Origin of the sequence: Gordonia mangrovi, from assembly GCF_024734075.1 — a bacterium.
GTDB lineage: Bacteria > Actinomycetota > Actinomycetes > Mycobacteriales > Mycobacteriaceae > Gordonia > Gordonia mangrovi.
In genome coordinates, this window is record NZ_CP102850.1 from 427,003 (window position 1) to 448,038 (window position 21,036).

Here is a 21,036-nt window from a genome sequence, read left to right on the forward strand (position 1 = left end):
ACATCCGTCCGGCCATCCGACCACCGGCCAGACACAGACAAGCCTCCTCCGATGCAGATCGGAGGAGGCTTCTCTGTCGGTGGAGCTAAGGGGACTCGAACCCCTGACCCCCACACTGCCAGTGTGGTGCGCTACCAGCTGCGCCATAGCCCCGTGTTCTGTTGTTCACCCCGTTTCAAGGGCAAAGGCGAAACTACACCATCGTTCCGACTCCGACCAAATCGCCTGGACGGTGGGCGCGGACCGCCCTCACCCCTGCTCGGTCAGCAGTTGGTCCAGCCAATCGGTCCCGTCCATGATGCCGTTCACCGGTTCGCCGCCGGACAACACGGTCGGGGTCGCCACCTGGCCACCGGTGGCCTTGGCGAGCTGGGTCCGCGACTGCTCGGATGCAGCCGTCGCCTCGGCCAACTTGGCTCCATCCGCGACGCACTGCTGGGTGTGCGCAGATGCGCCCTGCGCGCCGGCCAGCCGCGCCATGTCCGCATTGCTGAGGTCGGACTCGCCGCCTTCCTCCGGCTGATCGGCGAACAGGGCACTGTGGAACTTCTCGAAGACCTCCTTGTCCTCCCCGGCCCCGACACACTGGGCGGCACCGGCGGCGCGGGTCGAATAGTCGCCGGAGGCCGACCGGTCGTCGAGGAAGGTGAGCACGTGGTAGCGCACGCGCAGCGAGCCGTCATTGATCGCTCGGGTGATCGCCGGACCGGACTGCTCCTCGAACTCCTGGCACACCGGGCACATGAAGTCCTCGAACACGTCGATCGTCTGCGGCGCGGAAGGCTCCCCGATGATCAGTGCCGCGTTCTCGCTGAGCACGGCTTCGTCCACACCGCCGGTGTCACGCTGGCTGCGGTTCCAGATCACACCGCCGACGATGAGGGCGAGGATGATCACCACCGCCAGCCCGCCGAGGATATAAGTGGTGCGGCTCGACGTCGCGCTCGGCTGATACTTCGATTTGGCCGTCGATGGTGGGGGCTTGCGCTTGTCGCTCACCGTGCCGACTCTAATGCGGCAGCGATGAGAGCAGACCGCGCCGCCCCCGGATCGGCGCCGTCCGTCTACGCTCGGCGATCACACCAGCACGGAGTCGACCAGTTCCTGGGCCTGGGCCTGCACCGTGGCCAGGTGATCGGCGCCCTTGAACGACTCCGCGTAGATCTTGTAGACGTCCTCGGTTCCCGATGGGCGGGCGGCGAACCACGCATTCTCCGTGGTCACCTTGAGCCCACCGATCGGCGCCCCGTTGCCGGGTGCTTCGGTGAGCACAGCCGTGATCGGCTCCCCGGCCAGTTCGGTCGCCTTGACCTGGTCGGCCGAGAGCTTGCCGAGCAGAGCCTTTTGTGCGCGGGAGGCGGGCGCATCGATGCGCGCATAGGCGCTCTCGCCGTAGCGGTCGGCCAGTTCACGATAGCGCTGCGATGGCGTCTTGCCGGTCGTGGCGAGCATCTCCGAGGCCAACAGCGCCAGGATGATGCCGTCCTTGTCCGTCGACCACGGCTTGCCGTCGAAGGTGAGGAACGAGGCGCCCGCGCTCTCTTCCCCCCCGAAGGCGATGCTGCCGTCGAGCAGTCCGTCGACGAACCACTTGAAGCCGACCGGGACCTCGAGAAGCTTGCGGTCGATCCCGGCGACGACACGGTCGATCAACGACGAACTGACCAGGGTCTTACCCACCGCAGCCTCGGCTCGCCACCCGGGGCGGTGCGTGAACAGGTAGTCGATCGCCACCGCCAGATAGTGATTGGGGTTCATCAATCCGCCGTCGGGCGTCACGATGCCGTGCCGGTCGGAGTCGGCGTCGTTTCCGGTGGCGATGTCATAGCTGTCGCGTGCCGAGATCAGCGACGCCATCGCATTCGGCGACGAGCAGTCCATCCGGATCTTGCCGTCGGTGTCGAGTGTCATGAATCGGAACGTGGGATCGACCGTCGGGTTCACCACGGTCAGGTTCGTCAGGTTGTATCGGGCCCCGATCTCGGCCCAATAGCCGACCGACGCGCCGCCCAGCGGATCGGCACCGATGTGGATACCGGCGTCACGGATGGCCGCCATGTCGACAACCTCGTGTAGATGGTCCACATAGGTTGCCGTGTAGGGATATTCATGAATGAACTCACTGCGGCGAGCTCGTTCGAACGGAATCCGGTTGACCCCGGCAAGTTTGTCGGCGAGCAACTCGTTGGCGCGACGCGCCACCACCGACGTGATGTTCGTGTCGGCCGGGCCACCGCTCGGCGGGTTGTACTTGAAACCACCGTCGCGGGGTGGATTGTGCGACGGGGTCACGACGATGCCGTCGGCGAGCACCCCGGGATTGGCCTGGTTGAACCGCAGGATGGCGAAGCTCACGGCCGGCGTGGGGGTGAACTTCTCGTTCTCGGCGATGTACACGGTGACCTCGTTGGCGGTCAGCACCTCGAGTGCGCTGCGCCATGCCGGGATCGAGAGTGCGTGGGTGTCGAAACCGATGAACAACGGCCCGGTGATCCCCGCCGACTTCCGGTACTCCACGATCGCCTGTGTGGTCGCCAGGATGTGCGCTTCGTTGAACGCCCCGTCGAGGCTCGATCCACGATGACCCGAGGTGCCGAACACCACCTGCTGCATGGGATCGTCGGGATCGGGCACCCGGTCGTAGTAGGCCCGTTCGACTGTATCGACGTCGATCAGATCCTCGGGGAGCGCCGTGGTTCCTGCTCTCGGATGTGCCATAGGCGCAATTGTGCCACCGGAACCGATCCGAACGTCGGCAACCAACGAATGGTTACTGTGGGCACCGATTCACGGAATCGAGGAGGATCCGACGATGCACTGCAGACAGTCGCTCGGCAGCCGCAACGTCCGGCGCGGGCCGCGGCGGACGGTTCTCGCGCCGGTGCGGGTGGGCGAGGGCTCATGCTGATGCGCGTCCCGGTTCGCGCGGACCTTCTCGTACTGGTGCTTCCCGGTGGAACCGACCGCAGCTACCGCCCGTTCAGCACGCGCCAGCCCTCGGCTCTGCGGATGTATCCATTCACGTGGTCCATCCGCGCGCGCTACGGGCGGCGGGTCCGCGTGCACCAGGTGCGCTACCGGTTCTATGGATGGAACGGACAGCAGAACTGCCCGGTGCCCGACGCACGAAAAGCCCTCGACGACCTGACCCGCAAACACCCGGGAGTCCCGGTGGTGCTGGTGGGCCATTCGATGGGTGGCCGAGTCGGCGCACACCTCGCGGCCGATCGGCGGGTGACCGGCCTCCTCGCACTCGCTCCCTGGTGGCAACACGCGGACTGGCGGTTCATCCACGACGATGTGCGTGTCGTCGCTGTCCATGGCACGAGCGACACACGCACCTTCGCGCATCGTACCGAGAAGGGCATCCGCGAACTGGGCGAGCGCGGGCTCGACGCGACCTTCCTGCCGGTGCACGACGGCGGGCACGCGATGCTCGATCACGTGCCCCTGTGGCAGCGCAGCGCACTCGATTTCGTCGGCACCGCGCTCCCCCGGTAACCCACCGCCCTCACGCACCCAACGCGCCCGGCACGGAGGTCGAGAGCCACACTCAAGCACGAAACCCCCGACCACCGGTCGGGGGCCTCGTCGGTGGAGCTGCCGGGAATTGAACCCGGGTCCTCCGTCGCTTCGGTAGGGCTTCTCCGTGTGCAGTTCGCTATGCCTCTACTTGGATCTCCCGGTCACGCGAACAAGCCGAGATGACGATCCCAGTCGCTGTTTGATGTCCCGCTGCCGTCCGCGACCGGCGACAGCGGTGAGCTCCCTGAGATGATGCCGGCATCCGGGTGCGGGAGCAGACCCGGGCCGACAGACTAGCCTCGCTGATCAGGCAGCGAGTGCGTAGTCGCGCTGATTCTTATCGGCGCTTAATTGGTTGCTACGACGCTTAACGGTGGTCTCTAGCCTGCACCGACACGCTTCCCCTACCTCGACGCACGCAGTCGAAACCGATCAGCCCCGAGGTAGTCCCGCCGAAACTCGGCGAGTACTTCAGTGTAACAACGGCTGATGCGCGTTTCATCCCGGTATCGGTCAGTGATGGAAGTGTGAGCCCGTACCCTCGCGCGGCATCGGCGACTGTAGATTGTCGAGGAAGGCGATCTCACTCTCCATGTCTCGCAGCAACGCGGCGCCGAGATCGCGACTGAGACCGGTCCGCACCACGATGCGCTGCAATGTCATGTCGGCGAGGTCGTCGGCCATCGGATACGCCGGTACCAGCCATCCCTTCATCCGCAGTCGGTCGGACAGATCGTAGAGCGTCCATTTGTCCGTGTACCCGGCCTTGAGCTTCCACGCGAACACCGGGATGGTGTCACCCCTGCTGACGAGATCGAACGGACCCATCTCGCCGATCGCTGCCGACAGATACTGCGCGACGTCGAGCGACTCCTGCTGCACCTGCCGATAGCCCTCGCGACCCAACCGCAGGAAGTTGTAGTACTGCAACAACACCTGCGCACCGGGACGCGAGAAGTTCAATGCGAGTGTCGGCATGTCACCGCCGAGATAGCTGCAGTGGAACACCATGCTCTCCGGCAGCGCCTCGGCGTCGCGCCAGACGATCCAGCCCAACCCCGGATACACCAGGCCGTACTTGTGGCCGGAGGTGTTGATCGACACCACTCGCGGCACCCGGAAATCCCATTCCAGATCCGGCTGACAGAACGGCGCGATCATCGCCCCCGATGCGCCGTCCACATGGATCTTCACGTCGAGTCCGGTGGCGGCCTGGATCTCGTCGAGTTTCGCGGAGATCTCCTTCACCGGCTCGTACAACCCGTTGTAGGTCACCCCGACGATCGCCACCACACCGATCGTGTTCTCATCCACATACTTCTCGAGTTCGTGGCCGTCGAAGACGAAATGCTCCTCGCTCACCGGCACCCACCGCGGCTCCACCTCGAAGTAGTTGAGGAACTTCTCCCAACACACCTGAACAGCGGTGGACAGCACCAGATTCGGCTTCTCGATCGACTTGCCCTCGGCTTTGCGGCGCGTCTGCCAATGCCGCTTGAGCGCCAGGCCACCCAGCATCGCCGCCTCCGAGGACCCGATCGTCGAGGTCCCGATCGCGTTCTCCACATCCGGCACATTCCACAGATCGGCGATGATCTTCCAGCACCGATCCTCGATTGCCGCGGTCTGCGGGTACTCGTCCTTGTCGATCATGTTCTTGTCGTAGGTCTCGGCGTAGAGCCGGCGTGCCTCGTCGTCCATCCACGTCGACACGAAGGTCGCCAGATTCAGCCGCGCGTTGCCGTCGAGCATCGCCTCGTCGTGCACGATCTGGTAGGCGGTCGCGGGCAGGCTCATCTGGTCGGGAATGGTGAACTTCGGCAGCTCGGTGGCCTCGCCGGGGCGGACGAACACCGGGTTGAGAGTCAGATTCGCGCCGATGTTGGTCGTGTTGCGGGCATTGGTGTGTGTGCGGTCGGTCATCGTCTGCTCCTGAGGTGGCGAATCGATGAATCACTGGATGCCTCACCCCGCGTCCGCGATCAGCTGACCTTGGGGCCGCTTCGGATCATATCGACCATGCCACGCTCGCCGAGCAGATCGAGGAATCCATGAGACGTCACACGATCTGTAGCAGCACCGTGTCGTTGACCGCGACGTCGACGGTGAGTTGACCGTCGGCGGCCTGGTACCGACGCCCCGTCCAGGCGTCGACGGCACCGACGGTGTCGTCGCCGACCAGCCCGAGACTGCCCAGCGACACCGAGATGGCCCGCGGATGATCCGACCGGTTCGTCAACGACACGACGAGACCTTTGTCGCCGACCGCACGCGCCCAGACCTCCGGGTCGTCGTCGACGGGCGCGCCGGCACTGACTCGACCGTCCTGATCGATCGCGATGACCGCACGGTTGCGCAGCAGGTCCAGGGTCTGCGTCGACATGCGCGTGAGATCGTTGCCGGCGATGAGCGGCGCGGCCATCATCGCCCACATCGACATCTGCGTGCGTTGCTGGGCCAGGGTGAGACCAGGGTTGCCGTCCACCCCCACCACGAGCATGTCCGGGTCGTTGAACGCCGAGGGCTCGACCCGCGACGCGAGCGGCGCGACCGCGTCGACGATGTCGATCACCCCCTGCGCCCCGGAATCGTCGGCGTTGGTCGACCACACCGGGGTGATGTCATTGGTGACCCGCGTCATCGTCGCAACGCCCCCCCAGTCGAATTCGGCACCCGGAACCGAGTCCGCGACACCGCTGTTGGGGTTGATGCTGTACACCATGGGCCGACCGGTGTCACGGATCGCGTCACGCATCGCGGTGAACGCGGACACCTGGGCGTCATGGTCGGAATTGCTCGAGCACCAATCGTATTTCAGATAGTCGACCTGCCAGTCGGCGAACGTCTGGGCGTCGGCGTCCTCGTGGCCACGGCTGCCGGTGGCGCCCGGATACGTACCGAGGAACTGGGTGCAGGTCTTCTCGTCGGCGGCTGCGTACAACCCGAACTTCAGACCGCGGTCGTGCAGATACCGCCCGAGCGCAGCCATGCCGGAGGGGAACCGACCCGGATCGGCCTGCAGCGACCCGTCGTCGGCGCGCTCAGGCGCGGCCCAGCAGTCGTCGACGACAACGTAGCGATACCCGGCGTCACGTAGCCCGGTGAGCACCAGCGCGTCGGCCTGCTCGCGGACGATTTGCTCGGTGATGTTGCAGCCGAAGGTGTTCCAGCTGTTCCAGCCCATCGGCGGGGTGGCCGGCAGACCGTCGATCGCGACACCGTCGCCACCGATGCGGCCCTCCGGGTCGGGTGTGCACGCGACGAAGCCGAGCGTCACCAGCACCGCCGCCAGCACGGCGAGGCCACGGCGACGCGCTAGGTGGCGATGCGCCGGGTGTCGGGGCACCTGCTCACATCCCCTTGACGCGCCGACCGATCTCGCGCTCCACCTCACGTTGCGCGGTCCGGCGCGCGATGTCCTGGCGTTTGTCGTGTGCCTGCTTGCCTCGGGCCAGCGCCAGCTCCACCTTCACCTTGCCGTCGCTGAAGTACAACGACAGCGGCACCAACGTGAGGTTGCCGTCGCGGATCTTGCCGATCAGGTTGTCGATCTCTCGACGATGCATCAGCAGTTTCCGATTGCGGCGCGGCGCGTGATTGGTCCACGACCCGCTGCCGTACTCGGGGATGTGGACCGCGCGCAGCCAGATCTCGCCGTCATCGACCGTCGCGAATGCGTCCGCGAGGGAGGCCTTGCCCTCACGCAGACTCTTCACCTCGGTGCCCAGCAGGGCGATACCCGCCTCATAGGTGTCGAGGATGGCGTAGTTGTGGCGTGCCTTACGGTTGGTCGCGATCACGTTGCGACCTTTCTCCTTCGCCATTGCTGCACCTCCTCGTTCCCATCTCGTCGTGCCGATCTCGTCGGCCCCGATCACTCGCGCACATAGACCCGCAACGTCACGTAGGCGGTGACACCCGACAACAGGATTCCCGCCAGGATCAACCACGGCGACACGAACAGCACGTCGGAGATCCCGATACGCGCCAGGATGTTCACACCGTACAGATCGCGTAGAGCGTTGTCGAAGAAGAAAACCTTGGCCGCGAACAGCCCGCCGATCGCCAGGAATGCACCGGCGAGGGCGGCGACCACCGCCTCGAGCAGGAACGGGAGCTGGGTGTACCAGCGGGTGGCGCCCACCAGCCGCATGATCGACACCTCGGTGCGCCGGGTGAACGCCGCGATCTGCACGGTGTTCACGATCAGCAGGATGGCGGCCACCGCGAGGACCATCGCTACCGCGAACGCCGCATTACGGGTCCCGTCGAGCACGCTGAAGATGCGTTGGACGAGTTCGCGTTGGTCGAGCGCGCCGTCGACACCGAGATCTTTGCGGTCCTTGTATTTGTCGAGCACCGCGCCGAACTGCGCCGGGTCCGACATCCGCACCTTCAGCGACGCCGGGATCGTGCCTTCCCGGATGTTGTTGGCGATGTCGGGATTGTCCTTGAAGGTCTGTTTGGCCGCCTCGAAAGCCTCCTCGCGGTCGATGAAGGTGACCGAACCCACCCCCGGCTCGTTCTCAATGTCGGTCCGCAGCTCCGCGCACGGCGATTCCTGGCAGTTCGGGTCGGCATCGGAGACGGCGTCGTTGACGAAGAACTGCATCTCGACCCGGTCGAGGAAGATCTGCTGACTCTTGTCGGCCATCTGGATGACCAACAGTCCGCCGCCGAACATGCCCAGCGTGATCGCCGTGGTCAGGACCATGGCGATGGTCATGGTCACGTTGCGTCGGAAACCGTTGAGGACCTCGCTGATGATGAAGTTCGCTCGCATGGGTCTGTGCGCAGTCCTAACAGAAGTCGAGGGTGTGAGGCGCTACCCCACACGGGCGGGTCACGGGCGGGGCAACGGCGGTCGGCCGATGCCCTCGGTCAGCCGATTCCATAGACCCCTTGCGGATCGTTGCGGACCAGGTGGCCGTTGTCGAACTCGAGTACGCGCCGGCGCATGGCGTCGACGATGTGCCGATCGTGGGTGGCCATGATCACTGTGGTGCCGCGGCGGTTCACCCGGTCGAGGACGTCGACGATCTCCTCGCTGGTCTCCGGGTCGAGGTTGCCGGTCGGTTCGTCTGCCAGCAGCAGCAGCGGCCGATTGACGATCGCCCGGGCGATCGCGACGCGCTGCATCTCGCCGCCGGACAACTCGTTGGGCATGCGGTCGGCCTTGCCGGACAGGCCGACGTAGTCGAGGACCTCCGGCACGATGCGCCGAGTCGTGGACGGGCTCTTGCCGATCACCTCCAACGCGAACGCGACGTTGTCGGCCACCGACTTCTGCTGCAGCAGGCGGAAGTCCTGGAAGACGCAGCCAATCGACTGTCGCAGCTTGGGCACCATCCGACCCTTGAGGGTGTTGACGTGGAAGTCCCCCACATACACATCGCCCGACGTGGGCTTGTCCTCCTTGAGCAGCAGCCGGAAGAAGGTCGACTTCCCCGAACCCGACGGGCCGATCAAGAAGGCGAACTCCCCCTTGTCGACCTCGAGGGTGAGGTCGGTCAAGGCGGGCCGACTGGACGCCTTGTACTTCATCGTGACGTTCTCCAGCTTGATCACGAGATGCCAGTGTAGCCACGGCCGCTGAGATGAACGCTCAGGTTTGCCGCGTTCGCGTCGTGGCTGGTCAGCGCTCCGGGATTGTGGTGGTCTCCTGCGTGCGTCCGAAGTTCGGAACCGGCACGCCGGGCAGACCGGGCACGGTGCTGCGTGTGGTGGTCTGGGTGTCGCCGCTGTCGGTTCCCGTCTGCGTATCACCCACGGTGCCGGTCTCGGTCGAGTCCGTGGGGGCCGTCGTCGTCAGTGAGGCACTCGACGGCGTCGAGCTGAAGCTGGGCTCACTGGTGGTGGTGGAGGACGGGGCCACCTGCGCCGGGGGTGGCTGCACGACCCCATATCGCTGCGAGGTGTAGCCGTAGAGCGTGCTGCACCCGAAGAACGCGATCAGCAGCACCGCCGTCGTGGTCCGGATCGGCGTCTTGTAGACGTGCCCCCAATCGTGCAGCCGCCTGGGGAGGATCCGCCCGTCCTCGTCGGTGCCGTCGCGGGCCTCGGGCCGATCCTGTGTCTCCTCAGCCATCGCGGTCGCGTGCCTTTCCGACCTCGTCGGCCATTGTGGCGGGCGGCCCGCTGCCCGCCTGCACGTCGCGTCCCGGTGCGACCGTGATGCCCTCGCGCGCCAATGCGCGCACGATGTCGATCCGTAGGGCGCGGCTGACGTCGAACTGTTTGCCGGGCAGCGTCCGGGCGACCATGCGGACGGTGATCGAGTCGAGCTCGAGGTTGATCACCCCGAGCGGTGACGGCGAGTCCAGCAGGAGGTCATGCCATCGGCGCTGTTCGTAGAAGGAGTCGCCGACCCGGTCGAGGGTCTCGTTGACCAGGGCGATGTCGGCGTCGGCGGGGATCGGTACGTCCACGACGGCGCGCGCCCAGTCCTTGGACAGGTTGGTGGCCTTCACGATCTGACCGTTGGGAACCGTGATCACCTCACCCTCACTCGTCCGCAGTTTGGTGACGCGCAACGTGACGTCCTCCACCGTGCCCTCGGCCTGGCCGTTGGCCGACACGGTCAGGACCACCACGTCGCCATATCCGTACTGCTTCTCGGCGACCACGAAGAACCCGGCCAGGATGTCCTGCACGATGCGCTGCGCACCGAAGCCGAGTGCGGCACCCAGCACCGCGCCGGGGCCGGCCAAACCGGTGAGCGGTATACCGAAGATCACCAGAATCCTGATCAGCACCATGATCCCGACCACCACGATGAGTGTCCATGCGACCACATCGACGAGCGCCCGCCGATGTTTGGCGTCCTCGGTCTGGACGATCAGATCGCTGGTGTCGAACTGCACCTTGAGGCGGGCGGCGTAGGCGTCGGCGCCCCATCTGATGAACCGCATGACCAGCAGACCACCGAGGATCCAGATGAGGATCTCGAGGCCGTCGGTGGCCATCCAGACATAGAGCCGCCCGATGACGGCCTGGGTAGCGCCGGGGGCAAAGGCCAGCGGCGTCAGTTCGGCCGCCATGTCAGGCGTCGGCGGCGGCCATACGCCAGCGGATGCCGGCCTCGATGAACTTGTCGATCTCGCCGTCGAGGATCGCCGTCGGGTTGTTGTCCTCGACGTTGGTACGCAGGTCCTTGACCATCTGGTACGGGTGCAACACATAGGAACGCATCTGATTCCCCCAGCTCGAACCGCCGTCGCCCTTGAGCGCGTCGAGTTCTGCACGCTCTTCCTGGCGCTTGCGTTCGAGAAGTTTCGCCTGCAGCACGCGCATGGCCGATGCCTTGTTCTGCAGCTGACTCTTCTCGTTCTGACAGGTTACGACGATGCCGGTGGGGATGTGTGTCAGCCGAACTGCGGAGTCGGTGGTGTTGACCGACTGCCCGCCGGGACCCGACGAGCGGTACACGTCGACCTTCACGTCGTTCTCGTCGACGTCGATGTGGTCGGTCGTCTCGACCACCGGCAGCACCTCGACCTCGGCGAACGACGTCTGTCGCCGACCCTGGTTGTCGAACGGGCTGATCCGCACCAGCCGGTGGGTGCCCTGCTCCACCGAGAGGGTCCCGTACATGTAGGGCGCCTTCACCGTGAAGGTGGCGCTCTTGATGCCGGCCTCTTCGGCGTACGAGGTGTCGTAGACCTCCACACCGTAGTTGTGCTTCTCCGCCCACCGGATGTACATGCGCATCAGCATCTGCGCCCAGTCGGCGGCATCGACGCCGCCCGCACCGGAGCGGATGTTGACCAGTGCGTCACGCTGGTCGTATTCGCCGGCCAGCATCGTCTTGACCTCCATGGCCTCGACGTCGGCCTTCAGCGACGCACGCTCGGCATCGGCGTCGGCCAAGGCCGTGGTCCGGTCGTCTCCTTCTTCGGCCTCGGCGAGCTCATAGTGCACCGGCAGGTCGTCGAGCCGCTGCCGCAGCTCGGTCACTCGCCGATACTCGGCCTGCGCGTGGGAGAGTTCGCTGGTCACGCGCTGGGCGTGGTCCTGGTCGTTCCACAGGTCAGGATCGGAGGCCTGCATCTCGAGCTCGTCGATCCGACGGCGCAGCTCGTCGAGGTCGAGCACCTTCTCGACCGTGGTCAAGGTGGTGCCGATGGATTCGAGGTCTGCGGTTACGTCGGGTTGCACGATCATCAAGACTACCGTCGCGAAACCGACCAGGGCTGCCCCCTGTCCGTCGAGCGGTCCCGACGCGGTCAGGCGGGTGGGATCGAACCCGGATCGGCGGGCGGCAGCTCGCCGAACCGCCACGACGACGTGGCCTTGCCGGGCTTGTACACCACCGGAAGGTCCGCGCCGATCTGCGGCCACGGATCGGTCTCGCCGAGCACCAGCGTCCCGTACACCTCGGCCGGGTCGGTCTGCGGACCCACGATCGTGCCGGACACGGTGCAGAACCGCTCACCTTTGGCGTCGCCCTGGTCGGGACGTTCGCTGACCCCGGTGACCGTGAAGGTGCCCTGCACGAACTGCGCGGCACGCGCGCCCGACAGCGGACGTGGGTTGCGGCCGCGCTGCCATTGCACGACGAGCGCCACGAGTACCGCCGCGATGATCACAGTGAATCCGACCGCAAGCCACATGCCGGTCACCCTACCGGTCGGGCGCCGGCACACCGGGCGTTCGCGGGCCGTGGAGGCCTCTCGTGGGCACGCCGGGACGTCACGGACCCCGGCCCGCGTGGCGCTAACCTACCCGCATGCCATTTGACAGCGTCGCGACCGGTCACGAGCGCTCCGACGATCTCGAACTCGCGTTGTCGCTCGCCGATTCGGCCGACGCGTTGACCATGCAGCGGTTCGGGGCGGTGGACCTGCGCGTCGACGACAAACCGGACCTGACGCCCGTGTCCGATGCCGACCTCGCCTGCGAGACGATGGTGCGGCAGCGACTCGCTGCCCGTCGTACCGACGACGCGGTTCTCGGCGAGGAGTTCGGCGGCGACGCGGCGCTCACCGGCCGCCAGTGGGTGGTGGACCCGATCGACGGCACCAAGAATTTCGTCCGCGGTGTGCCGGTGTGGGCCACCCTCATCGCGTTGCTCGACGACGGTGTCCCGCGGGTCGGGGTGGTCTCGGCCCCGGCACTGCGACGACGCTGGTGGGCGGCGGAGGGACTCGGCGCGTTCAGCGTGTTCGACGGGCAGGAGTTCCCGCGCCGCCTGTCGGTGTCCGGTGTGTCCGAGCTGTCGTCGGCGAGCCTGGCCTTCTCCAGCCTGTCCGGGTGGCGCGATCGCGGTATCCGCGACGAATTCGTCGCCCTGACGGACTCGGTGTGGCGGGTCCGCGGGTACGGCGACTTCTACAACTACTGTCTCGTCGCCGAAGGCGCCGTCGACATCGCCGCCGAGCCGGAGGTGTCGCTGTGGGACCTGGCCGCCCTCGACGTCATCGTCCGGGAGGCCGGTGGGCGGTTCACCGCACTCAACGGCTCCGACGGTCCGTCCGGCGGGAGCGCGGTCGCCACCAACGGATCGCTGCACGATGCGGTCCTCGGCGCCCTGACACCCGGCAACTGACCCGTCGGACTCGGTTGGTGACCGCACCGGGCGTCAGAGGTCGGTCGCCGACTCCTCGTCGAGAACGACGAAGTCGGTGGCGGCGGCCTTCATCTCCGACAGTCGTCCGTAGTGCACGCCGGAGCCGGCGTCGGACAGGATCGCCTGGTGGATCGGCACGGCCACCCGCGGGGCCATCGCCCGCAGGTAGTCCACGGATTCGCTGAGTTTCATCCATGGCGCAGCCGACGGCAGGGCCAGCACGTCGATCTTCTCGAACGGGATGTAGAACGAGTCGCCGGGATGCATGAACCGCCCGGTCATCGACTTGGTGTCCAGGACGTAGGCGACGTTGTCGACCACCGGGATCTCGGGATGGATCACCGCATGCCGGCCGCCGGTGAAGCGAGCGGTGACCGGACCGACCTGGGTGTGTGAACCGGCGTTGGCGATGGTCCACGGGCCGGCGACGTTGTCGTCGTTGAGTTGAGTGGCCGTCTGTGGATCGGCGAAACGCACCGCCTGTGGGTTGGCTGCGATCAGGTCGGGAAGCCGGGTGACGTCACAGTGGTCCGGGTGCTGATGGGTGATGAAGACGGCATCGAGATCGGTGAGACCCTCGAATCCGTGAGAGAAGCTGCCCGGGTCGAACAGGATCTTGGTGCCGTCGATCTCCACCAGAACGCATGAGTGACCGAAATGTGTGAGCTGCATGATCTCCACTCTGCTCTCCGACGGCGCCGACGTCACGTCGCCGCGACGGGCACGGGCATGGGCATGGGCGATTCACACCACGAGAGCGAAGAAGCCCCAACCGAATCCGGCGTCGAGCATCCGCGCGAGTCCGTAGCCGACCCACATGACGAGTACGACGAGCGCGACACGGCCGGTCAGGACTCGCTGCGCCCGGTTCAGCGCGCCACCACCGGCGAGTGCCGTCCACAACGCCACCCCCGTCACCACCACCGCCACTGTCAGGAACAGCGGTCCGAACCAGTTGAGGCCGAACGCGCCGACCACGTCGCCGTGCCCGAGGGCGACCCAACTACGCGTCAGGCCACAGCCCGGACAGGGCAGACCGGTGAGGTGCGCAAACGGACACAGTCCGGGCCCGTCGGCGAGCGCCTCCGGCGACACCCCGACGGCCGCCCCCACCGCCGCCGCTCCCGCCAGGGACACCGCCGCGGCCGTCCCGCGCCCCCACTCGGTTCCTCCCCCGCGTATCGCTTCATCCCCCTGCGGCCGTGGGGGGACGAGGCCAGACCCGGGGGACGAACTGTCGGGGCGAACGGTCACCCGACCAGCGTAGTGCGTGACAAGTTCCTTACCGAGGAGTAAGGTCTGGACTTACTATCGAGTAAGATAGGGGTCGACGCCACACCCGGCACGACCCCGACCGCCCGAGAACAGGCTGGTGCACCATGACCTCACAAACCGAAGCGCGGCACACCGAACCCCGCGACACCTCCGCCGTCGGGAAGAACCCGCATCCCCGCAACTTCATCGGCACCGCGATGCGCGTGCTGACGACGGTGACCGGATCGGAGTTCGCCGAGAAGTACAACATCCGCGAACCCCTCAATCGCATCGCCTACCAGGGCACCAAGACCGGGTTCCAGACGCTGGGCGCCGCGAACCGCGCGTTCAAGGCCGCACAGGGCGGATCGGGGCAGGCGAAGCGTCTGACCACCTCCCCCAAGGGGTACTTCAACCTCAACCCCGACGACGAACAGCAGATGATCGCCGAGACGGTGAAGGAATTCGCCACCGAGATCCTGCGTCCGGCCGCCTACGACGCCGACAACGCGGCATCCGCACCGGACGACATCCTCAAGCGCTGCGCCGAGCTCGGCATCACCATGATCAACGTGCCGGAGGATCTCGACGGCGCGGCCTCCGAGCGCGGGGTGGTCACCAACGCCCTGGTCGCCGAGGCGATGGCCTACGGCGACATGGGTCTCGCGTTGCCACTGCTCGCACCGAGCGGCGTGGCCACCACCCTGACCAACTTCGGCACCGACGAGCAGCAGCGCACCTACCTGCCCGACTTCGCCGGTGAGAACGTTCCGCAGTCGGCGGTCGTCATCGCCGAACCCCGGCCGCTGTTCGACGCCTTCGACCTCGGCACCAAGGCCACCCGTGTGCCGAGCGGATACCGTCTCAATGGCGTGAAGTCGTTCGTCCCGGCCGCCGGGTCCTCGGAGCTGTTCCTCGTCGGCGCACAGCTCGACGGACGTCCCGCGCTGTTCATCGTCGAATCCGACAGCAAGGGCCTGATCGTCGAAGCCGATCCCGGCATGGGTGTGCGCGCCGCCGGGATGGGCCGACTGTTGCTGCAGGACGTGGCCGTCCCCGAGTCGGCCCTGCTCGGCGGAGCCGACGGCGAGGCCGCGTTCTCGGCCTACCGCGACGTGGTACGGCTGTCACGGCTGGGCTGGTCGGCGCTGGCCGCCGGGACGGCGAAGGCCGTGCTCGACTACGTGATCCCGTACGTGAACGAGCGTGAGGCGTTCGGCGAGCCGATCTCCAACCGGCAGGCAGTGGCGTTCATGGTCGCCAACATCGCCACCGAGGTCGACTCCATCCGCCTGGTGACGCTACGCGGCGCGGCCCGCGCCGAACAGGGCTTGTCCTATGCACGCGAGGCGGCGTTGGCCCGCAAGCTGACCATCGACAAAGGTCTGCAGATCGGCCTCGACGGCGTGCAGTTGCTCGGCGGCCACGGGTTCACCAAGGAGCATCCGGTGGAGCGGTGGTACCGCGATCTACGTGGCGCAGGTATCGGCGAGGGCATCGTCGTCCTCTAGGACGCGACGATCGGTGAGGACACCAACGACATGAGCATCAATCTCGAACTTCCCAAGAAGCTGAACGCGACGATCGATCAGGCCCATCAGGCCGCCGCCGAGATCTTCCGTCCGATCTCGCGGAAATACGATCTGCGCGAACATGATTACCCCGTCGAGCTCGACACGCTCGCCAGCCTCTACGACGGCCTGGCCGAGGCGGGTCAGGCCGGCGCCGGCGCCGACGGTGGTCGTAGCCAGCAGAAGTCGGCCAAGTCACGCCCCGAGGGTGCGGTGGTCAACGGCGGCAACATGCAGTCGGTCATCAACACGATGGAAACGTCCTGGGGCGATGTCGGTCTCATGCTGACCATCCCGTATCAGGGCCTGGGCAACGCCGCGATCGCCGCCGTCGCCACCGACGAGCAACTCAAGCGGTTCGGCAAGGTGTGGGCCGCGATGGCCATCACCGAACCGAGCTTCGGATCCGACTCCGCGGCGGTGTCGACCACAGCCACGCTCGACGGTGACGAGTACGTCCTCAACGGCGAGAAGATCTTCGTCACCGCCGGTTCGCGGGCCACCCACATCGTGGTGTGGGCCTCGGTCGACAAGAGCCTCGGGCGTGCGGCGATCAAGAGTTTCGTGGTGCCGCGCGAACACCCGGGCGTCGAAGTGGTGCGCCTCGAACACAAACTCGGCATCCGTGTCTCCGACACCGCGGTGATCCGCTTCGAGAACTGCCGCATCCCGAAGGACAACCTGCTCGGCTCGCCGGAGGTCGACACCAAGAAGGGCTTCGGCGGTGTCATGCAGACCTTCGACAACACGCGTCCGATGGTCGCGGGTATGGCGGTCGGCGTGGCACGTGCGGCGCTCGAGGAACTGCGCCGCATTCTCGAGGAGGCCGGCGTCGAGATCGACTACGATCGCCCCGCCGCCGACCAGCATGCCGCCGCAGCCGAATTCATCCGGATGGAGTCGGATTTCGAGGCCGCGTATCTGCATACGATGCGCGCGGCGTGGATGGCCGACAACTCCGAGCCGAATTCGCTCGAGGCGTCGATGTCGAAGGCCAAGGCCGGCCGCACCGGCACCGATATCACCAACAAGGTGGTGGAACTGACCGGCACGCTCGGCTATTCGGAGCGACTGCTGGTGGAGAAGTGGGCCCGCGACTCGAAGATCCTGGACATCTTCGAGGGCACCCAGCAGATCCAAAACCTCATCATCGCCCGTCGGGTGCTGAACAAGAGCAGCGCCGAGCTGAAGTAGACGGTGGACGTCCTGGGGTCTCGATACGATCCTCGCCTAGCGGCTCGGACCTACTCGACCAGCAATTCTTACACGACAGCAGCGGTTACTCACCTGCGGTGGCTGCGCACTCACTCGCCCTGCCCGCGTAGCGGCGCGAAGTCGGCGGGCACCAGCAGCAGCGGTGTCTTTCGGTTGCCGATCATCTGCCGCGACACCGACTGCCGCAGCATCGAATCCAGATACGACAGCAGTCCGCCGCGCGGGCTGCCGATGACCACCATCAGCGCGCTGTAGCGATCGGCCACGGTGGCCAGCAACTGCGCCGGATCGCCGTGACCGCTGTGATAGGTCCACGACGCCGCGAGGCTGTCGAGAAGGTCTTTGGCATCGGCAGCGTCCGCATCCACCGTCGCACGGAGCTGCTCACCCCAGTCGGGGGCATCCGGATCGATGGGGAGATCGTCGATGTCGACCACATGGACCACGTGCACATGGGCGTCGAGCCGACGGGCCAGATCGGCGGTGTAGCGCACGGCGGCGACGCTCGCGGGCGACCGATCCCAGCCGATCACCAGACTCGCCTGCGCGGGCCGGCTCGCTTCCGGCCCTCGGAGGCGGCGACGCAGCGGCGGATCACCCGGCCGCAGCCCGTAGTCGATGCCATCGTCACTCATCGCCATCCCTCTCGCTCGACATCGATCACACCGCCCACGCAAGTATCAGACCCGAAGCGCACGCCACCGCACTGCCCAGCACCGAGGCCAGGGCGTTGGCCACCGCCACCACCGACCGCCGTTGCTCCGCCAGGCGAACGGTTTCGAAGCTCGCGGTGCTGAAAGTGGTGTATCCACCACAGAATCCGGTACCCACCACCGTCTGGATATCCGCGTCGAGGGTGCCGAACATGACGGCGCCGGCGATCAGCCCCAGCAGGAACGAGCCACTGATGTTGATCGCCAGCGTCGCCCACGGAAGGGTTGTCGATCGCCGGCTCTTGATGACACCGTCGAGCACGAACCGCGCGCCCGCACCCAGCGCACCGGCGGCCATCACCGCGAGGACGATCACGACACCTCACCCGCCCGTCGGCGTAGCACCGCACCGGCGACCGCGATCCCCACCCACGCGCAGGCGACACCGGCGATCACGCTCGCGAGCCCATATCCCACTGCGAGCGGGACCGCTCCCCGATGCGAGAGCAGCGACATCTCCAACGCGAAGCTGCTGTAGGTGGTGAAGGAGCCGCACAACCCCGTGCCGAGCAGCAGGCGCCACCGCCGACGCCAGCCGGCGTCCTCGCCGGACAGCGCAAGCCCTTCGAGGAGGACACCGAGCGCGAACGCGCCGATGAGATTGACCGTGAACGTCCCCCACGGCCAGCCGGTGTCGTGGTGTGGGAGCAGTTCTTCCACCCAGTAACGCAGTCCCGTTCCGCACGCACCACCCAGCAGGACCCAGAGGATGGCCGCCGGTCGCAGGTGCAGTGGCCGCACGGTGTCGGGATCGACGGGCAGCTCGGCGTGCGCGTCGTCAGACGGTTCGGCGGGCAGCTGATCGGGCAGCTGATCGGGCAGCTGATCGGGCAGCTGATCGGGCGAGGTGTCGCCCGCACCGTGGTCGTGACCCATGCATCAGCCCATCCGTCTGTCGGACCAGGAACTATCAGCCGGCGGCGGTTCGGACCCGGTGGGCATGCCGATCCGGTCCGGGCGAGATCCATCACCCGTCGACACCCTACCGCTCACCGGCCGTCGTCTGCGTGAACGACCCGGCTGGTCTGGGCCCCGCGCGATCGGTACCGTCACCGCGTCATGTGAGAAGCGATCGCCGCCGGGTCATCCGTGGCAACGGGCGTCGATAGAACAGAGGTCGGGGGATCTTGTGGGGATGGAACGTGTCGGCATCATGTCGGTCAAGGGGCTCGCTGCTGCCGTTTCGGTGAGCGCTGCCGTGTCGTTCAGCGGCGCCGGCCAGGCAACCGCGGCGAACGCCATGCTGCCGGCGGACATTGCCCCGGTGGCGTCGGTGTCGCAGAGCGCACCGGCACCCGGACTGGTCCCGGTTCCGGTCCGGTCGTTCACTGCGGCGCCAGGTGTGCCCGACGTCGCGTGGGTACCGAGATCGCTGCTGTCCTCGCGCACACTCGCGGCGGCGCCGGCCGCCGATCAATGGACGTTCACCCCGACGGAACAAGCACAGATCGCCGAGGCCGCAGCCATCGGCGGTCTGATCGGCGTCCCGATCGGGACAGCACTCGGAGTGTTCGTCGCCTTCCCGATCGGCGTCGCGACTGGGCTTGTCGGCGGTGTGATCGGGGCCGCCATCGGGTTCGCGGGCGGGCCGCTGCCGGCGTTCGGCGGAGCCCTGATCGGTATCGCCATCGGCGGCGCCGTCGGCACTCTGGTGACCGGCATCCCCTTGATCTGGGGTCCGCCGATCATCGGCGCCATCGCGGGTGGCGTCGACAAGGCGATCAAGATCCACGACCAGAAGCTCCGCACGGCCACGCCTTCGGCGCAGAGCCGAGGCCGTCACCGCGCCGCATTGGCGGCACCCGACGTCCTGCCGACCGTCGAACGGGCACAGAAGGCAGCCTTGCAGGTCGGCGAGGCCGTCGGTTCCGGTGTCGAATCGACGGCCAAGCAGGTCGCCGCTCAGGTCGCCGAGATGGCCACGACCGCCGACGCACCCGCACCGATCCGAGCTCAGATCACCGCCGTGACAGACGGCTTGCAGCAGTTCGCCGACTCACCGCCGTGGGCGCCGCGACACGTGCGCTGACCCTCGCTCAACCGCCGAATTGCTTGGCCGGGTTCGCCTACCGCTGTCGGGCCGGTGGCACCGACAAGCTCAGTCGACTCGCCGACCCGTCACCGAGTCGAAGAGGTGCACTCGTTCGGGGTCGGCGGTGAGTCGGATGAGGTCCCCTGTGGCGGTGGTCCCGCGAGCGGGCGCACGGACCACCACGGTCTGCCGACGTCCGTCGATCTCGGTGGCGGCGTACACGTAACTGTCGGACCCGAGCTTTTCGACAAGCGTCACCTGTGCGCCGAGTCCGCGCGACGGGTCGCTCGTTACCGTCCAGTCCTCGGGCCGGATCCCCACGGTGACCGGCCCGCGTACCCCCGTCCGTAGCGGTATCACGTCATCCGCGAGGCGAACTCCGCCGTCGGTTGCGACTCCCGGCAGCAGATTCATCTGCGGCGAGCCGATGAATCCTGCCACGAACTCGTTGGCGGGGCGGTCGTAGAGGGCCAGCGGTGTGTCGACCTGCTGGATCACCCCGTCCCGCATCACCGCCACCCGGGAGCCGAGCGTCATCGCCTCGACCTGGTCATGCGTGACGTACACCGTGGTGACGCCGAGCTCGGCCTGTAGCGCCGCAATGTCGGTGCGGGTACGTACCCGCATCTTCGCGTCCAGGTTGGACAACGGTTCGTCCATGCAGAACACCTGGGGTGAGCGAACGATGGCCCGGCCCATCGCGACCCGCTGCCGTTGTCCGCCGGACAACGCCTTGGGTTTGCGGTCGAGGTACGCGGTCAGATCCAGCATCTCCGCCGCCCGGGCCACCCGACTCGCCCGCTCGGCCTTGCCGATCTTCGCCAGACGCAGTGCGAACCCCATGTTCTCGGCAACCGTCATGTGCGGGTACAGCGCGTAGTTCTGGAAGACCATCGCGATATCGCGGTCCTTGGGCGGTACAGAAGTGACATCGCGGTCGCCGATGAAGATGCGGCCGTCGTCGTTGTCGTCGAGTCCGGCGAGCATGCGCAGGGTGGTCGACTTCCCGCAGCCGGAGGGTCCGACGAGTACCAACAGTTCGCCGTCTGCGATGTCGAGGTCGAGGCGGTCGACCGCGGGCCGGTCACTACCGGGATAGCTACGTCGGACGTTCTCGAAGGTAACGGTGGCCATGTGATGTGCTCCAGTCGGTTTCGG

General features: G+C 66.7%; 22 protein-coding genes, 1 tRNA gene and 1 other RNA gene. 5 read left to right on the plus strand and 19 right to left on the minus strand.

Annotation, left to right across the window (positions count from 1 at the left end):
- Nucleotides 1-80: 80 nt before the first annotated feature.
- The 3 genes from NWF22_RS02070 to pgm all read right to left on the minus strand — a co-directional run bounded on the left by NWF22_RS02070 (nt 81) and on the right by pgm (nt 2,718).
- Nucleotides 81-153 (minus strand) — tRNA-Ala (locus NWF22_RS02070).
- 96 nt (nt 154-249) lie between these two features.
- Nucleotides 250-999, minus strand: a complete 750-nt coding sequence (locus NWF22_RS02075; RefSeq protein WP_258321303.1) for a DsbA family protein — start codon at nt 997-999, stop codon at nt 250-252.
- 78 nt (nt 1,000-1,077) lie between these two features.
- Nucleotides 1,078-2,718: a phosphoglucomutase (alpha-D-glucose-1,6-bisphosphate-dependent) gene (pgm, locus tag NWF22_RS02080; RefSeq protein ID WP_160900849.1), complete on the minus strand. Its 1,641-nt coding sequence runs from the start codon at nt 2,716-2,718 to the stop codon at nt 1,078-1,080.
- Between the two features lie 183 nt (nt 2,719-2,901).
- On the opposite strand from pgm, the gene NWF22_RS02085 reads away from it, so the two are divergent.
- Complete coding sequence (locus NWF22_RS02085; protein WP_160900848.1) at nt 2,902-3,501, plus strand: alpha/beta hydrolase; 600 nt, start codon at nt 2,902-2,904, stop codon at nt 3,499-3,501.
- A gap of 91 nt (nt 3,502-3,592) precedes the next feature.
- On the opposite strand, the gene ssrA is transcribed toward NWF22_RS02085, so the two are convergent.
- From ssrA to NWF22_RS02135, 10 genes are all read right to left on the minus strand, one after another.
- Nucleotides 3,593-3,965, minus strand: a transfer-messenger RNA (tmRNA) gene (ssrA, locus tag NWF22_RS02090).
- A gap of 73 nt (nt 3,966-4,038) precedes the next feature.
- Nucleotides 4,039-5,448 (minus strand): glutamate decarboxylase, encoded by a 1,410-nt coding sequence (gene gad / locus NWF22_RS02095; RefSeq protein ID WP_160900847.1) that lies wholly within the window; start codon nt 5,446-5,448, stop codon nt 4,039-4,041.
- A 136-nt stretch (nt 5,449-5,584) separates the two neighbouring features.
- Nucleotides 5,585-6,871: a glycoside hydrolase family 27 protein gene (locus NWF22_RS02100; RefSeq protein ID WP_373691976.1), complete on the minus strand. Its 1,287-nt coding sequence runs from the start codon at nt 6,869-6,871 to the stop codon at nt 5,585-5,587.
- Nucleotides 6,872-6,875: 4 nt separating this feature from the next.
- Nucleotides 6,876-7,349 carry an SsrA-binding protein SmpB gene (gene smpB, locus NWF22_RS02105; protein ID WP_160900846.1) on the minus strand — a complete coding sequence of 158 codons (474 nt, stop codon included), beginning with the start codon at nt 7,347-7,349 and terminating at the stop codon, nt 6,876-6,878.
- A gap of 50 nt (nt 7,350-7,399) precedes the next feature.
- Nucleotides 7,400-8,308, minus strand: a complete 909-nt coding sequence (gene ftsX / locus NWF22_RS02110) for a permease-like cell division protein FtsX (protein WP_160900845.1) — start codon at nt 8,306-8,308, stop codon at nt 7,400-7,402.
- 98 nt (nt 8,309-8,406) lie between these two features.
- Nucleotides 8,407-9,093, minus strand: coding sequence for a cell division ATP-binding protein FtsE (gene ftsE / locus NWF22_RS02115; protein ID WP_160900844.1), 687 nt, complete (start codon nt 9,091-9,093; stop codon nt 8,407-8,409).
- Nucleotides 9,094-9,160: 67 nt separating this feature from the next.
- On the minus strand, nt 9,161-9,613 hold the full coding sequence (locus tag NWF22_RS02120) for an Rv3103c transmembrane domain-containing protein (protein ID WP_160900843.1): 453 nt from the start codon (nt 9,611-9,613) through the stop codon (nt 9,161-9,163).
- Nucleotides 9,606-10,565, minus strand: coding sequence for a mechanosensitive ion channel family protein (locus tag NWF22_RS02125; protein ID WP_160900842.1), 960 nt, complete (start codon nt 10,563-10,565; stop codon nt 9,606-9,608). Before NWF22_RS02125 ends, NWF22_RS02120 begins: the two co-directional genes overlap by 8 nt.
- Nucleotide 10,566: 1 nt before the next feature.
- On the minus strand, nt 10,567-11,682 hold the full coding sequence (gene prfB, locus NWF22_RS02130; RefSeq protein ID WP_160901418.1) for a peptide chain release factor 2: 1,116 nt from the start codon (nt 11,680-11,682) through the stop codon (nt 10,567-10,569).
- Nucleotides 11,683-11,750: 68 nt separating this feature from the next.
- Complete coding sequence (locus NWF22_RS02135; RefSeq protein ID WP_160900841.1) at nt 11,751-12,137, minus strand: hypothetical protein; 387 nt, start codon at nt 12,135-12,137, stop codon at nt 11,751-11,753.
- Nucleotides 12,138-12,253: 116 nt separating this feature from the next.
- Between NWF22_RS02135 and hisN the strand changes: the two genes are divergently transcribed.
- Nucleotides 12,254-13,072, plus strand: a complete 819-nt coding sequence (gene hisN / locus NWF22_RS02140) for a histidinol-phosphatase (RefSeq protein WP_160900840.1) — start codon at nt 12,254-12,256, stop codon at nt 13,070-13,072.
- 33 nt (nt 13,073-13,105) lie between these two features.
- Here the strand turns inward: hisN and NWF22_RS02145 are convergent, their stop codons facing one another.
- Nucleotides 13,106-13,765 carry an MBL fold metallo-hydrolase gene (locus NWF22_RS02145; protein ID WP_160900839.1) on the minus strand — a complete coding sequence of 220 codons (660 nt, stop codon included), beginning with the start codon at nt 13,763-13,765 and terminating at the stop codon, nt 13,106-13,108.
- A gap of 72 nt (nt 13,766-13,837) precedes the next feature.
- The gene (locus NWF22_RS02150) at nt 13,838-14,230 is read right to left on the minus strand and encodes a DUF2752 domain-containing protein (RefSeq protein ID WP_258321304.1); all 393 of its coding nucleotides are present in this window, start codon (nt 14,228-14,230) and stop codon (nt 13,838-13,840) included.
- Between the two features lie 242 nt (nt 14,231-14,472).
- Here NWF22_RS02150 and NWF22_RS02155 point away from each other — a divergent pair, with 242 nt between their 5' ends.
- Together NWF22_RS02155 and NWF22_RS02160 are read left to right on the plus strand one after the other, a co-directional pair.
- The gene (locus tag NWF22_RS02155) at nt 14,473-15,858 is read left to right on the plus strand and encodes an acyl-CoA dehydrogenase family protein (protein WP_160900838.1); all 1,386 of its coding nucleotides are present in this window, start codon (nt 14,473-14,475) and stop codon (nt 15,856-15,858) included.
- Between the two features lie 30 nt (nt 15,859-15,888).
- Nucleotides 15,889-17,112, plus strand: a complete 1,224-nt coding sequence (locus NWF22_RS02160; RefSeq protein WP_160900837.1) for an acyl-CoA dehydrogenase family protein — start codon at nt 15,889-15,891, stop codon at nt 17,110-17,112.
- A 110-nt stretch (nt 17,113-17,222) separates the two neighbouring features.
- Here the strand turns inward: NWF22_RS02160 and NWF22_RS02165 are convergent, their stop codons facing one another.
- The 3 genes from NWF22_RS02165 to crcB (NWF22_RS02175) are packed head-to-tail and all read right to left on the minus strand — an operon-like array spanning nt 17,223 to nt 18,722.
- Nucleotides 17,223-17,768, minus strand: a complete 546-nt coding sequence (locus tag NWF22_RS02165) for a universal stress protein (protein ID WP_160900836.1) — start codon at nt 17,766-17,768, stop codon at nt 17,223-17,225.
- Nucleotides 17,769-17,793: 25 nt separating this feature from the next.
- Nucleotides 17,794-18,162, minus strand: a complete 369-nt coding sequence (gene crcB, locus NWF22_RS02170; RefSeq protein ID WP_160900835.1) for a fluoride efflux transporter CrcB — start codon at nt 18,160-18,162, stop codon at nt 17,794-17,796.
- Nucleotides 18,159-18,722: a fluoride efflux transporter CrcB gene (crcB, locus tag NWF22_RS02175; protein ID WP_160900834.1), complete on the minus strand. Its 564-nt coding sequence runs from the start codon at nt 18,720-18,722 to the stop codon at nt 18,159-18,161. The genes crcB (NWF22_RS02170) and crcB (NWF22_RS02175) overlap by 4 nt, the downstream gene beginning before the upstream one ends.
- Nucleotides 18,723-18,981: 259 nt before the next feature.
- Between crcB (NWF22_RS02175) and NWF22_RS02180 the strand changes: the two genes are divergently transcribed.
- Entirely contained in the window at nt 18,982-19,875 is an 894-nt protein-coding gene (locus tag NWF22_RS02180) for a hypothetical protein (protein WP_160900833.1), read from the plus strand.
- A gap of 69 nt (nt 19,876-19,944) precedes the next feature.
- Here the strand turns inward: NWF22_RS02180 and NWF22_RS02185 are convergent, their stop codons facing one another.
- Nucleotides 19,945-21,012 (minus strand): ABC transporter ATP-binding protein, encoded by a 1,068-nt coding sequence (locus NWF22_RS02185; RefSeq protein ID WP_160900832.1) that lies wholly within the window; start codon nt 21,010-21,012, stop codon nt 19,945-19,947.
- Nucleotides 21,013-21,036: the final 24 nt, after the last annotated feature.